At 43.3% G+C, this 12,614-nt stretch carries 12 protein-coding genes; 4 read left to right on the top strand and 8 right to left on the bottom strand.

From position 1 onward, the window contains the following. Positions 1 to 37: 37 nt before the first annotated feature. From AAC006_RS05345 to AAC006_RS05330, 4 genes are all read right to left on the bottom strand, one after another. Positions 38 to 463 (bottom strand): hypothetical protein, encoded by a 426-nt coding sequence (locus AAC006_RS05345; RefSeq protein WP_013786474.1) that lies wholly within the window; start codon positions 461 to 463, stop codon positions 38 to 40. Positions 464 to 549: 86 nt separating this feature from the next. Further along, positions 550 to 999, bottom strand: a complete 450-nt coding sequence (locus tag AAC006_RS05340) for a hypothetical protein (RefSeq protein ID WP_013786475.1) — start codon at positions 997 to 999, stop codon at positions 550 to 552. A 183-nt stretch (positions 1,000 to 1,182) separates the two neighbouring features. Next, entirely contained in the window at positions 1,183 to 1,746 is a 564-nt protein-coding gene (locus AAC006_RS05335) for a CBS domain-containing protein (protein ID WP_013786476.1), read from the bottom strand. A 52-nt stretch (positions 1,747 to 1,798) separates the two neighbouring features. After that, entirely contained in the window at positions 1,799 to 2,092 is a 294-nt protein-coding gene (locus tag AAC006_RS05330) for a hypothetical protein (protein ID WP_013786477.1), read from the bottom strand. A 262-nt stretch (positions 2,093 to 2,354) separates the two neighbouring features. Between AAC006_RS05330 and AAC006_RS05325 the strand changes: the two genes are divergently transcribed. Both AAC006_RS05325 and AAC006_RS05320 read left to right on the top strand, forming a co-directional pair. Beyond that, complete coding sequence (locus tag AAC006_RS05325; protein ID WP_339890860.1) at positions 2,355 to 2,882, top strand: cytochrome b; 528 nt, start codon at positions 2,355 to 2,357, stop codon at positions 2,880 to 2,882. Between the two features lie 22 nt (positions 2,883 to 2,904). After that, positions 2,905 to 3,483, top strand: coding sequence for a YceI family protein (locus AAC006_RS05320; protein WP_339890858.1), 579 nt, complete (start codon positions 2,905 to 2,907; stop codon positions 3,481 to 3,483). Positions 3,484 to 3,580: 97 nt separating this feature from the next. Here the strand turns inward: AAC006_RS05320 and AAC006_RS05315 are convergent, their stop codons facing one another. From AAC006_RS05315 to AAC006_RS05305, 3 genes are all read right to left on the bottom strand, one after another. Then, positions 3,581 to 4,873, bottom strand: a complete 1,293-nt coding sequence (locus AAC006_RS05315; protein ID WP_126874017.1) for an NAD(P)/FAD-dependent oxidoreductase — start codon at positions 4,871 to 4,873, stop codon at positions 3,581 to 3,583. 246 nt (positions 4,874 to 5,119) lie between these two features. Continuing rightward, complete coding sequence (locus AAC006_RS05310) at positions 5,120 to 7,225, bottom strand: TonB-dependent receptor (protein WP_126874016.1); 2,106 nt, start codon at positions 7,223 to 7,225, stop codon at positions 5,120 to 5,122. A gap of 339 nt (positions 7,226 to 7,564) precedes the next feature. Further along, positions 7,565 to 8,572, bottom strand: a complete 1,008-nt coding sequence (locus AAC006_RS05305; RefSeq protein WP_339890857.1) for a 5'-methylthioadenosine/S-adenosylhomocysteine nucleosidase — start codon at positions 8,570 to 8,572, stop codon at positions 7,565 to 7,567. A 361-nt stretch (positions 8,573 to 8,933) separates the two neighbouring features. Here AAC006_RS05305 and AAC006_RS05300 point away from each other — a divergent pair, with 361 nt between their 5' ends. Then, the gene (locus tag AAC006_RS05300) at positions 8,934 to 9,818 is read left to right on the top strand and encodes a LysR family transcriptional regulator (RefSeq protein ID WP_339890855.1); all 885 of its coding nucleotides are present in this window, start codon (positions 8,934 to 8,936) and stop codon (positions 9,816 to 9,818) included. 105 nt (positions 9,819 to 9,923) lie between these two features. On the opposite strand, the gene AAC006_RS05295 is transcribed toward AAC006_RS05300, so the two are convergent. Beyond that, entirely contained in the window at positions 9,924 to 11,279 is a 1,356-nt protein-coding gene (locus AAC006_RS05295) for an outer membrane protein transport protein (protein WP_126874014.1), read from the bottom strand. Between the two features lie 335 nt (positions 11,280 to 11,614). Between AAC006_RS05295 and AAC006_RS05290 the strand changes: the two genes are divergently transcribed. Next, the gene (locus AAC006_RS05290) at positions 11,615 to 12,613 is read left to right on the top strand and encodes an NADP-dependent oxidoreductase (RefSeq protein ID WP_339890852.1); all 999 of its coding nucleotides are present in this window, start codon (positions 11,615 to 11,617) and stop codon (positions 12,611 to 12,613) included. Position 12,614 lies beyond the last annotated feature (1 nt).

The raw sequence follows: 12,614 nt of genomic DNA, 5'->3' as shown, positions 1-12,614 counted from the left end.
TTAAGCATTTCATCTAATAGCGCACAAATTATTGCCTTTAGTGCGTAACCACTCTAGCGGTAGAGTTCGCGTTAGCACTTCGTAAATGTGACAGACTTGGTCTTAGCTCAACAGTTTGCTTTAGCTCTCGTAAGTAATCAGTGACTCTTTCAATCCCATCTGATGTAAAACACAAGTTTTTAGGCGTGGTTTTTATTTCACTTTGGTATTGCTGAAACCATGTTTGCATGGACGCACTGTCCCCTTCTGACAACGCAATGAGTAAATGATACATACGGATGAAAGAGAGCTGTCTACGATACTCTGTCGTGCCATGCTCGAACCCAAGTAGCGTTGTTTGCGATAGGGATGTTTCAGAAACGCCAAGTAAATCAGCAGCCTCCGCTTGATTCAAGCCAACTTCTTGGTAAGCCCAAGTGAAAGCTTTTATAACAACACTGGGTGGATAGGTGCTATGGATCATAGTTTGGCCTCGATTTCATTCGTTTAAAACATCTTACTTATCGAGAATATTGCGAAAATCATTCCAACTTGCCGAGCCGCCTACAGCTACTGACAATGTTGTTTGGTTTTTACAAAATGAAAGCGCTCAGCATCTTCATCAAGAGTGTAACCTAGTTGAGTTAACCACGCCCTTGCTTCCGGGTAGGTATCAAAGAAAGTAAAGTCTACACCGGTTTGACGGTATACCGCGTCAAGTTGATTTCGGGTGGTTGATTTTACTAAGGATGATTCAAGTACCAACGCTAGATGTGTTAACCCAAGGTGACGTACTGCGGATATACGTTCAGCCAGAAGGTTTTCGGCATCGGGAATAAGCAGGGACTCCCCTTCAAGAACGACAATATCACCCCAATTACTGCCATGCATATCGATAGACTTATCTCGGTAATCAAGCACTAAGCCATTGACACACTCACTATTCCAGGGGCCATAAGCTTGAGTAAGCATAATATTACCGCACCGAGTAACTACAAATGAGCCATGTACTGGTTTCATAATTCTCCGCTCTTCAATGCTTCACAATCAAACTATAGTCAATGATTTCAAAATTCGAAATGTAGTAAACCATCGCGCCCTCAATATTGTGAGGGCATGATGGTAAAGTGAAGCAATTACAAGCGTGATGCGGGCATAGTCAAAGCCTCTGCCGTGGCATTTGGCAGGGGTAAACGGAGTAAGCTATGCAGCTAACACCCGAATCAACTGTGAAAACGTAGGCTTATCTTGAACATCAAGAGGCGCTCTTAATTCTCGAGCAATATCACTTACGCTAATAACACCGCGCACCTCGTGAGAATCTCTATCGAGCACTAAACAATGATGCTGCCCATAGTCTCTAAGGGTTTCTACCACATCCCCGACTGACGATTTTGTCAATTCTGTGAAATCAAATGACATTAGTGACGTTTTAGCCTGCATGAAATCACGCACCACTAACCCATCTCTAGGCACTTTTAATTCAGCAATTTTCTGCACAATATGCTGTTCGCTTACGTCTTGTGACGTAACAATGCCGGTGAATGCATTATTGGCATCTACCACCAGCATCATACGGACATGAGATTGACGCATGATTTTTTCAACGCGTGTAGCAGGTGCATTTTCGTCAATCACGTGTGGCATGTATTGTTTGAAATCTGTGAACACCGCCATCGCTGACGAAGTGACAGACACTTTATTTTCAACAACAGGCCAAGCTAGACGATCGGCGGCATCGGTTTTATGAAGTTGTAAGGTATGCATTACCTTCCCCTTAAAATAGTAAACAAATTAGATAGATGGATGAAAACTTTGTTTAACTAAAGTGGGGTGGCGCGCGAATAGGGTGCGCTGCATAGTCTGCATCGCTGAGAAGTGTGTAAGTAAAAAAGCGAGTATTGGGAACCTTGCTACTCGCGAAGAAAGCACTTAAAAAGTAGGCGCCATCATCAAGCTCGTCTTTATCACTGGCTTGATCTAGATTTGAAGAGGCTAAATATTGAATGCTAATGTCATTCGATACTTGTGAAATCTCTTTGCTCAATACATTGCCAGCACCATTTTCAGGTACTAAGAACGACATTGTGAGTAGCAACAGCAAAAGATTCAAAAGAAGAACTCCAGCAACATTTAAAAAACGGGTTAACTCACCCTTACCTAATACTATATGGCTTTTTTATTCACTATCACTTAAGCCCGCCTCAATTTTTAGACGATTTATCGCTTATTATCTAATTACTAAATATAAGTGACGTTACACCCTACGCATTCATTCTAATAAATAGAACGCACTGTTATAAGCTTTGCAATATTCACTCTTGAACTGTTCCAGTAGACTGATTTTAAAATTTAGTTCTATTGCTCATTCATTTATGAAAAAACGCTGGCCTCTTTGGCTGATCTTAATTCACTGGCTCACCTTTCTGGTTGTGGTAGGTATGTTTGCCTCTGGGCTATGGATGGTAGATTTAACCTACTATAGTGATTGGTACAAAACCGCGCCCCATTGGCACAAAAGTGTAGGGCTACTGTTGTTTTCTGTGACTTTAGTGAGGTTGATTTCGCGCATCTCTACCCAGCGACCACCGACCTTTGGCAGCAAGTTTGAGAAGTTGGCCAGTAAATTAGGGCACAGTGCTATTTACCTTGTTCTATTAGCGCTTTTTACCTCGGGCTATCTTATTTCAACTGCCGATGGCAGAGCCATAGATGTATTCAACTGGTTTGCGGTACCAGGGCTTGGTGAGTTTATAGAACATCAAGAAGACCTGGCTGGCGAGGTGCATTTCTACCTGGCTTGGACATTAATCGTGCTGACTTCTTTACATGGGTTAGCGGCATTGAAACACCATTTCATTGATAAAGACGACACGCTGAAGCAGATGTTGAGGCTTCGCTAAACACTAATATTAAGGAGATTTTATGAAGAAGTTAACACTTGCACTAGTGACGGCCGCAGCACTCAATACAGCGGTAAGTTCAGCTCACGCCGCTGATTATATTATTGACTCCAAAGGTGCTCATGCATCAGTTAATTTCAAAATTCAGCATTTAGGTTACTCATGGCTAACCGGTCGCTTTAACGACTTTAAAGGCACATTTAGCTACGATGAAAATAACCCTGCTACAGCGTCTGTCTCAGTGACTATCGAGACCGATAGCATAGATTCAAACCATTCAGAACGAGATAAGCATTTAAGAGGCGACGACTTTTTAAATGCAGATGACTTCCCAGAAGCTAAATTCGTTAGCACAAAAGTGGCTGACAAAGGCAACGGCATGTTAGACATCATGGGTAACCTTACGCTGCATGGTGTGACTAAGCTCGTGACTATTGAAGCCAAAAAAATTGGTGAAGGTAGCGATCCGTGGGGCGGTTATCGTGCTGGTTTTTCAGGCACTACTACTATTGCGCTAAAAGACTACGGCATTGACTATGACTTAGGTCCCGCGTCACAAACCGTTGAGCTTTCTCTTCACGTTGAAGGTGTTAAACAGTAACGTTCTACACTTATAAAATAACAAAGCCCGCTGATGCGGGCTTTTTACGTTTACAGGCTAGATATAACTTACCCAGACATGAGTTATGCCTTGTAAATCAATGCAGCTTTAACTTAGGGCTAATCGCATAACTCAGCTTCTTAAGTAGCAGCTTTAGTGCGCCTCTTAGCTTTCCGTGTACTGCAAATTGGTGCATGTTGTATAAAGAGATATAAACTATCTTGGCTAAACGCCCTTCAATGAACATACTTGAATTTGATAACGACCCCATCAAGCTACCTACGGTGCTGTAGTTACTTAAATGCACTAGCGAGCCATAATCTTTATAGACATAGCCTTTTAATTCTTTCCCCCGCTGTAATGCAATAATATTGTTTGCCGCCGTGTCTGCCATTTGATGCGCAGACTGGGCTCTAGGTGGTACCCATTTACCGTTTTCTTGTTTGAAGCCACAACAATCACCAATAACCCAAATGTTACTGTCGCCAGTGCTTTGTAAGTGCTTATTAACAAGAATTTGGTTTGCGCGGTTGGTCTCAAAAATGCCCATTTCGGTGACGAAATCCGGCGCTTTCACCCCTGCCGCCCATACCATTAAATCAGCATCTACGCGGCTTCCATCTTTTGTGATAAGGCCATTTTCATCAGCCTCTGCCACCATAGTGCTTTCTTTGATGTCTACACCGAGTTTATGCAGCGCCTTACGAGCAGAATTGGCGATACGCTCTGGTAGCGCAGGTAATATCCGCTCTCCCGCTTCTACAATAGTTATCTTTAAACGGGACGCTGACATACCCGGCATGCCGTAGGTTTTCGATAAGTTAGCAACATGATGAAGCTGAGCGGCTAATTCAGTACCCGTCGCGCCCGCGCCCACAATAGCCACTTTCATAAAGCTATTTTCATCTTCTTGCTGATTAATACGAATTAGCTGATTCAACAACCCTTTGTGAAAGCGTTCAGCTTGAACCAATGAATCAAGAAAGTAACAATTTTGCGCAACGCCTGGCGTTCCAAAGTCATTACTGACACTACCAATCGCCAATACCAATTGGTCGTAAGGTATTTTACGTTCGGGTAATATCGACACTCCCTCATCATCGAATAATGGCGCAAGCGTGATAGTTTTGGCCTCTGCATCAATGGCACACATACTCCCTAACTGAAAGCGATAGTGGTGTGCCGCAGCATGAATAGCGTAATCAACGCCATCAGAGTGCTTGTCTATAACGCCAGCAGCCACTTCGTGAAGCAAGGGCTTCCAAATGTGAGTGCGACTTCTGTCAACTAGGGTTATTTCTGCTTCGTTCTTTCTCCCGAGGGTGCGGCTTAAGCGGCTTACAAGTTCAAGACCTCCAGCGCCACCACCGACAACAACTATTTTTTGCATGGGTTTACCTATAATTTAATCATTCCACGTATCTCATCTTTCATAATCCAAAATTATTGAAATGATATACCTGGCGCGACTAAAGGTATTCGCTGCATATGTGGGGTTAACAGTACGCCTGAACGCATTTTCTCGCAAGCCTGACAGGTTGGTTCTAGTAAGGCGTACGATAAAAAAGGCCAAAAAAAACGGTAACCGTGAGATACACGCTACCGCTTTTTATACCAGAGTAGATAATGGTTTTAACTAATACTGATAATCAACGCTGAACATTACGTTTCTTGGCCGCCCAGGGAAGTATCTATCGGCGGTAAAGGACGTGTAATCGGCTCGCTCAGCGTAGGCGGTATCGAGCAAGTTATTTACTCTTGCATACACTGAAAGTTCAGGCGAAATTGCCCAAGAGGCTCGAAGGTTCAATAAATCATGCCCTTCGTACTCGTTAAGGTTTTCAGCATCGGTATAATACTCATCGACATGCTGCCACTCGAGTTCAGCCCGAGTACTTTGGGTAAAGCTGTACCCTACGCGAGCATTGAAGGTAAGGTTTGGCGCCGTATCAATATCGTTGCCCTTAATATCAACTTCGCCCACAATTTCACTGTGCTCATAGGTGTGTTTGGCATAGCTGCCTGCAAACGCCAAATCAAACCCTTGGCTGATTTGATAGTTTAGGGTTAGCTCTACCCCTCTGTGCCAGGTTTCTCCATTGCTTACATTGAAAAAATCACTATCACGATAGATTACATTGTCTTTGGTTAAGCTATAAGCAGACACCACATAGCTAAAGGCTTTGTGTTGCCCTTTAACACCCACTTCTACATTGGTGGCGGTGACCGAGTCCAAGTCGGCAATTTGTTGATCGCGCTGTAACCTATAAAGCTCTGTCGCTTGCGGGGCACGATAACCTCTAGATAACCCTGCATACCATTGGGTTGTTTCACTGCTTTGAAAACTTACCGAGAGTTTAGGGCTAAAGTTACTGTAATCGTTGGTGCCACTTTCAGGCCTTGCGTACCGACATCCACCAAAACCACATTCGGTGCCATCGTCGCGGGTACGACCCGATAGCATATTGTTGGTGTAATCATAGTCCATATATTCATAACGCCCCCCTAAAGAAACCGCCCACGACGCTTGTTGCCAATTTAACGCAATGAACGGAGCATAAAGGGTAGCGTCTACCTGATAATCGTAATGAAGCCCCGTCGGTACGGTTTCCACTAAAAATGCAGAGCCAATCGTAGCGCCATCTTGTGCTTGCACCAAGCTACCTTGGGTATATTCAGCGTCTAAACCGGCATCAAAACTTAACGTGTTGTTCACCACATGGTGATACTGGGAAAGTACACCAAACCCTTCTTGCTCATTTTCTTCAAGCGGTGTACCGGGTAAAAAGTGCATGCGAAATTCCATGCTTTGATCGCGATAATACGGCGTAATAGACAATGCGTTGTCGCCGCTTAACGCCACATCTACTTTGCTCCATATTCGCAAACTTTTCGCTTTTCGAAAGGCTTCAGGGTTGTCGTTACCTTGGGCGATATCTTCATCTTTATAGCTTTCAAACCCGGTAATGTAACCGGCGGTTTCTTGATCTAAATGGGTGTACGTCAACCCACTGGTTACTTTTAGGTTATCAACTTCGTAGCGATGCCTGAGATTAACCTTTTCTTGATCTACACTTTCTTCGTCTCGATACCCGCCGTCGCGGGTAATACTCGCATTAATGCCTATACCAGACTCACCAAAGTCTTTACCTTGCCGCAGTTTCAACCTGCTATAACCATAAGAACCATAGTCAATTCCATATAAGGCAGTATCTTGGGTAACATCGGGGGTAATAACATTAATCACGCCGTGAATAGCGTTAGAGCCATACAAGGGGGAAGCAGGACCTTTTAACACCTCTATGCGTTCTGCCATTTCACCATGCGCTTCAAACAACTCGTTTATATTGCAAAAACCTGCTGCGCGTAAGGGAATGTTATCTTCAGCGGCCAATATACCGCCACATGCCCCAGCACCGGTAAGCACTGGCGAGCGTAAAGCAGGTAGGTATTCCTGCCCATTACCTCGCTGAACACCAGCACCTGCAATAAAATTCAACACTTCTTGTATATGGCTTGGTGAAACAAAGTTTATGTCATCGCTTGAAACCGTAGACACCACATACCCTGAGTTTGCGGTGGAATTAGCAATTCTACTTCCCGTTGTTACCACGCGTTCTATTGACGCTATGCTTTTTCCACTGTTTGAGCCCTCTGGGATTTGCGCGGCAGCAAAAGAAGAAAACGACACCACTGTCACGGTGCTAAGGCCATGTAAAAATAACCTAAATGTGGAGCTCATTGCTTGTCCTTTCTAAAGATTTGGCGAGATTAACATACGTATAATGCGTGTCATTCGACCACAACGTTGTTGCTAACTATAAGGTCAATTGTATCGTTAACTATTTAGCGATGAAATGATGTTTCTAATTTGTGCGCTTGTGGTATTTCTTGTGGAAGTGAAACTGGCTACCACCACCATCAATATGGTGCGTACTATTCGCTAAAAAGCGAAAGAGAAAACAAAAAAGCGAGGCAAACTCGATAATGTTATAAGTCTGCCTCGCCCTTTTTATTTGAAAGGATGTTATTTATCCTCGGCTGCTAATCTATTTAGCCTTCTGAATAGATCAGAATCTATCTATTCAGCTAACTCGTCTAGCACAGCAAATAATACATTTGCGCCTACGCGAGACACTTCTTTATCATACAAATTTTCTGTATTCACGCCTTCTTGGCCACCCGCTAAGTCACTGATAGCGCGAATAATAACCCAGTCCACATTGTTGATTGTGCACACTTGGCCAATCGCAGTAGATTCCATTTCGGTGACTTCAGCCGTAAACACATCTCTAACCCATTTACGATACTCTCGGTTATCCATAAACACCGAGCCGGTAACACCATTTCCACCTACATGAAGCTTGGCATCACGTTCATCCAAAATACGTTGAATTGGCATTTCAGCCATTGCTGTTTTCGCCGCGGCTAGTAGCTTTGGCGAGGCAGTGAAATAAGGCGTATCTTGTGGCTTATCCATACCGTCTTTTACAATCAATACTTCATCTGGGTGGATAAAGTGAAAAGGCTTATATTTAGGATAATGAGGGTCGGCTGCTAAACGAGAAGGCTGCTCTTCCATAAATTTTTCGTAATAGGCGGGTAACACGTATTCACCAGGATTTTCTGGGTCTTCGTTGGTATATACACTTTCGTCATGGTAGTACCAACGCTCGGGTACGATAACATCCCCCGGCTGCCATTTTGGATTCACCGCGCCCGCGATGCCCATATAGACCACTTGCTTAACAGGGAAATAATCGAGTGCCATTTGCGTAGACATTGCCGCGTTTGCAATGCTCATCCCAGTAGCGAAAACCAATATTGGCTCGTCATGATAGGTGCCAATTCGGTAAGTAATGCCTTTAATTGTGGTAGTAGTATGAATTTGTGCATCTGGATCGGACGCAATCCTACCTAAAATACCTTCCATTTCTGGCGCGTATGCAACCACAACCGCAGTAAATTCATCACCCGTGAAAGTAGCTGGCCCATATTGAGGTGTCGTGTTAGTTGAAGTTGTAGTACACCCTGATATCACCACAACAAATGACATACACAGCAGAAGCGAAATAACGCGAAGTTTCATAATCACCATTCTTATTTGATTTTTAGTGGAACGAGTGGAGAGCGATAGCATGCTCGCTCTTCGCTGTTTTATTCTTAACGTACCAGTTTTCAGTGTTAAAGAAAGTGTTATATCCGCATTTTACAAATATTAAAAACACTGGATACACCCCCCTAACAAATGACATTCTGCAAAGACTATCTTATTTCGCTTTTTAAACTAATTCTTTATCCTCAATAGAATAAAACGCGCTTAGTTGCAGTTTCATAAGCTGAATATGGATGTGTAGTTACCCTTATTGGATTACATTTATAGGAGATAAAAGGACTTAAAAAAGCAACGCGAGACCAACTGACTCGTATCGATGAGGATACAAATACCAATGAACATGAAACTACTTCGCTCTCTGCAAATTTTTGTTGAGGTCGCTGAAAGCGGTAGCATGAGTATTGCAGCCCGAAACCTGCATATGACCGTCTCGGCCATTAGCCAACAACTGAGAAAACTTGAACAAGACATTTGGCTGAGTTTATTTAACCGTAATACACGAAATTTGAGCCTTACCGAGGCTGGAAGGATCTATTACGACACCAGCAAAAAGATGTTAGATACCGCGGTTGAAGCACAAGAGCGTATTGAAACGCTTCAAGATGCGCCTTCAGGTAAAGTCAATATTATTGCCCCAGAAGGTTTTGGTGGAGGCTTATTAAGTCAGCCCTTGCAGAAGTTATGTGAGGATTTTCCAAAAATAAATGTATCGCTGACGCTAACCGACCAACCTACAGACATTATTGTTTCCGGTGCCGACTTACTGCTTGGCTTCACCCCAGTATCTGATACTAACTTCAGCAGTTTAGAGTTGGCCACATGGCGACGAATTCTTTGTGTATCGGCTGACCACCCTTTGGCAAAATCGCCTCTTGAGTCGCCCGAAATTCTTCAAGAGTATTCCTATATTTCTCACCGTCATATAGAAGAATATGTAATGAAGCACGACAAGTTTGATAAAGTGCCACTAACGTCGAGCCGTATTGAGCTTGATTCAATGCAGACCTTAATTCAGCTTACCCGTGATGGTCTTGGATATGCAGTGTTGCCTGAACCAGAGGTGCGCCACTTACTTAGTGAGGGTTCAATGAAGCAGCTATTCACTGACTGGTCGTTACCTGATTACACCGTATATGCGGTTACGCCAAAGCGGGAATTGGTTCCTGCTAAAATAAGCGCAGCTATTACATGCTTGCAAGATTGGTTCTCTGAGATTTAGGTTTTACGAATTAATCGCTTTCACTAAAAAGGCCTAAACTTGCGTTTAGGCCTTTTTCGTCAGTCAGTAGCAAACCAATACGCTGCCACTTTTTGATGATTTAGCTTAAAAGCGTGTGTTCATCTGTACACTTAAAATATGTGCTGTTGCTGACTGCGTACCTGTAAAGTTAGTGGTGAAGTCTGTATTTGGTAAAACATCGCTAAGGATAGTTCTATCTTTATTAATATACGCTTCGCGACCATCAATAAATACATACGCAGCGTCAATCGATGTGTTTTCGCTCATAGTATAAGTTAAACCACCTGATATCCAATGACGGTCAGTATCAGGAATACTCAATGAACGATTCTCCACCGATACTACTCCATCGTCGTAAGCGTAACCTGCACGTAAAGTAAACTCATCATTTAGGATATACGTTACACCAATAGATCCGCGCCATGAGTCGTCAAAGTTTTCTTCTTTAATAAGGAAATTTTCGCCATCTTCTAAGTTAGCTTCAAGTTTTTGGAAAGTACTCCAATCAGTGAAGGTAAGACTCGCTTGAACAGACCACTGGTCATCAATTTTCTGGTCGATAGCAAGCTCTGTAATAGCCGCAAGATTTAAGTCTAGGCTACCAGGCTGGTTGAGTTCTATCGGGAATACAGGCGTTTCTGATGATACGGCCCCGTCCAACTCTAGTTTTGTTTCAGCGCGATGAGACAACGCGATGTTAGTTAACTCACTAGGCTGCCAGAAAACACCTACGTTCCAACCGAAGCCCACATCATCGCCTTCCATGCTAAACAGTGACGATCCAGCGTTAAGAGAGGGAAGTGTTATACCTAAAGCCTGTGCGGTTGGTTCTAAACCTTCAATGGTAGCTGCCAATGTATTAGATACACCTGAACCAATTTCAGCTTCTGCATACGTCACGTTTAAACCAAAGCCGACCATAAGCTGCTTGTTCACTTTATATGACAAAGCTGGGTTTACCGTAACGGTTTTAACTTCTGCAGTATCAGCGAAATGTAAAGCGCCGAAGTCATCAGAGTAATCAGAACGGAGGCCATAAGTGGTGAAAACACCTACACCAGCAGAAAAATTGTCGTTGATAGGTGAAACGTAGAAGAAACCTGGAACAAATGCTGTCTCAGCAATATTATCTTCTTTAGCAACGCCACCACCAACTAGGGTATCCCCAAATGAATAAGTCACATTACCGGAAATGTCTACATTCGGGTCTATAAAGCTTACTGATGCACTAAACTCAGCTTCTTTAAATACACCAATCGCAGCTGGATTGGTTGCTAAAATAGAGGCATTCTCTGGCTTCGCCGCTTGGCCCGCCATGGCACGACCCAAACCATTCGCACTATGCTCATTTACTTGGAAACCAGCAGCTAGCACAGAAGAAGATGCCATAGAGGCTAATGCTAAGCATACAGAGGCGCGTAAAGAAAAATGTTGCTTCATAAAAATACTCTTATAGAACAGGAAATATGCAGTGGCGCATTCTACGATTACGGTATGTTTTGTTCAATGCAAGTTAACGCCATTCACGCTGTTTTATCGCATTTTTTACAATTTTAGCGGCACAATTAAAGAAGATGTAAACACTTTGAAAATAATAGATTGCAAAAATTGATATTATTTGTGAACAGGTGAGTTTGCCTATCACTATATTCAATTGGAGGAGACTTGATTAATCACGCTATTTTTGACCTTTCTAGTGATTACGCTTGTATAAGCAGTTTCTAGCCCCACAACAGTGGTACAAGATAATTTCAACAGCCTAAGGAGAGATTCACATGTCTAGCAATAAAGAAATTCTATTGGTCAATCGCCCAAACGATAGAAAAATAGGCTCCCATTTGTTCGAAACTCGTGAGCAAGATATTCCTTCCCCGGGTAAAGGTGAAATACTGATTAAACAAACTTACATGTCGCTCGACCCAGCAATGCTAGGGTGGATGAGTGAAGATCGTGAAAGTTATATTCCGCCTGTTGAGCTTGGTGAAGTCATGCGCTCAAGCGGTGTGGGTGAAGTAATTGAGTCGAACAACCCTGATTTTTCTGTTGGCGACAAAGTCATGGGAATGACCGGCTGGCGAGAATACTTGGTCAGTAATGGTGAAGGCTTCAACAAGCTACAGCCCGGTATTACCGAAGAGATGGCCCTTTGCGTATTCGCTTTGCCTGGTTTAACTGCTACCACAGGCTTATATAACTTTGGTGAGCCTAAAGAAGGTGAAACCTTAGTTGTCACTGGCGCTGCGGGTTCGGTGGGCTCAATTGTAGGTCAGCTAGCTAAAGCTGACGGCCTTCGCGTTATTGGTGTCGTGGGCAGTGACGAAAAAGCAGATTGGATTGTCAACGAGCTCGGCTTCGACGGTGCAGTAAACTATAAAACTGACGATTTGGAAGCAAAATTAACTGAGCTCACCCCCGATAAAATTGATGTGTTCTTTGAAAACACCGGTGGCCCTATTCAGCATCATATTTTCAATCGTATGAATACCCATGGCCGTATTGTGGTTTGCGGCATGATTGCCGACTATCAATCAGAAAACCCGGCTCCCGGTCCAAATTGGATACCGTTAATTAAAAAGCGCATTAACGTTCGAGGGTTTGCTATGCCTGATCATTGGGGCGAAGTACCTCAACTTGTTGCAAAGCTATCGCCCTACGTACAACAAGGAAAGATTCAATATCGTTCTCACATGGTTGAGGGTTTAGCGTCAGCGGTAGAGGGTTTACAGATGCTATTTTCTGGCGACAATAAAGGGAAAATGATCGTTAAACTTTAAT

Source organism: uncultured Alteromonas sp., assembly GCF_963976965.1.
Taxonomy (GTDB): Bacteria; Pseudomonadota; Gammaproteobacteria; order Enterobacterales; family Alteromonadaceae; genus Alteromonas; species Alteromonas naphthalenivorans.
This window is presented reverse-complemented; position numbering and strand designations above follow the sequence as displayed.

Excerpts from the sequence above, each read along its gene's own strand:
- AAC006_RS05290 (WP_339890852.1), top strand. The coding sequence starts at position 11,615 with ATGTCTAGCAATAAAGAAATTCTATTGGTCAATCGCCCAAACGATAGA.
- AAC006_RS05320 (WP_339890858.1), top strand. The coding sequence starts at position 2,905 with ATGAAGAAGTTAACACTTGCACTAGTGACGGCCGCAGCACTCAATACA.
- AAC006_RS05310 (WP_126874016.1), bottom strand. The coding sequence starts at position 7,225 with ATGAGCTCCACATTTAGGTTATTTTTACATGGCCTTAGCACCGTGACA.
- AAC006_RS05295 (WP_126874014.1), bottom strand. The coding sequence starts at position 11,279 with ATGAAGCAACATTTTTCTTTACGCGCCTCTGTATGCTTAGCATTAGCC.
- AAC006_RS05315 (WP_126874017.1), bottom strand. The coding sequence starts at position 4,873 with ATGCAAAAAATAGTTGTTGTCGGTGGTGGCGCTGGAGGTCTTGAACTT.
- AAC006_RS05345 (WP_013786474.1), bottom strand. The coding sequence starts at position 463 with ATGATCCATAGCACCTATCCACCCAGTGTTGTTATAAAAGCTTTCACT.
- AAC006_RS05305 (WP_339890857.1), bottom strand. The coding sequence starts at position 8,572 with ATGAAACTTCGCGTTATTTCGCTTCTGCTGTGTATGTCATTTGTTGTG.
- AAC006_RS05335 (WP_013786476.1), bottom strand. The coding sequence starts at position 1,746 with ATGCATACCTTACAACTTCATAAAACCGATGCCGCCGATCGTCTAGCT.
- AAC006_RS05300 (WP_339890855.1), top strand. The coding sequence starts at position 8,934 with ATGAACATGAAACTACTTCGCTCTCTGCAAATTTTTGTTGAGGTCGCT.
- AAC006_RS05340 (WP_013786475.1), bottom strand. The coding sequence starts at position 999 with ATGAAACCAGTACATGGCTCATTTGTAGTTACTCGGTGCGGTAATATT.
- AAC006_RS05325 (WP_339890860.1), top strand. The coding sequence starts at position 2,355 with ATGAAAAAACGCTGGCCTCTTTGGCTGATCTTAATTCACTGGCTCACC.